This is a genomic window from uncultured Kordia sp., assembly GCF_947489565.1.
Classification (GTDB): Bacteria; Bacteroidota; Bacteroidia; order Flavobacteriales; family Flavobacteriaceae; genus Kordia.
This window is the reverse complement of record NZ_CANLEA010000054.1, coordinates 1-557: the sequence shown is the minus strand read 5'-3', so window position 1 is coordinate 557 and position 557 is coordinate 1. Positions and strand designations below refer to the sequence as shown.

1 protein-coding gene is annotated in these 557 nt (G+C 45.2%); it reads left to right on the top strand.

What is annotated here, in order from left to right; all coding sequences use genetic code 11:
* Positions 1-557, top strand: a 557-nt coding sequence (locus Q0845_RS27700) for a Calx-beta domain-containing protein (RefSeq protein ID WP_298521204.1), incomplete at both ends; no start/stop codon positions are given.

The window sequence follows — 557 nt, the reverse complement described above, 5'->3', positions numbered from 1 at the left end:
ACAGTAACGATCACCGATAACGATACACCAGCAATGAGTGTAGGTGATGTAACGGTGGCAGAAGATGCAGGAACAGCGAGTGTAGCGGTGAGCATAGACAATCCAAGTAGTGTAGATACCGTTGTAAGTATCACCACAACCGATAACAGTGCGACCAATCCAGATGATTATACCACGACCACAGTCACAGCAACGATCCCAGCGGGACAAACGACAGTTGATGTAAGTATTCCAATTACAGATGATACTACCGGAGAACCAACAGAGGACTTCACTGTAAATGGAACTGTAACAAGTGGGAACACGAGCAATACCACAGATAGTGGAACAGTAACGATCACTGATAACGATACACCAGCAATGAGTGTAGGTGATGTAACGGTTGCAGAAGATGCAGGAACAGCAAGTGTAGCGGTAAGCATAGACAATCCATCTAGTGTAGATACCGTAGTAAGTATCACTACCACAGATAACAGTGCGACCAATCCAGATGATTATACCACTACGACCGTAACAGCAACGATCCCAGCGGGACAAACGACAGTAGATGTAAGTAT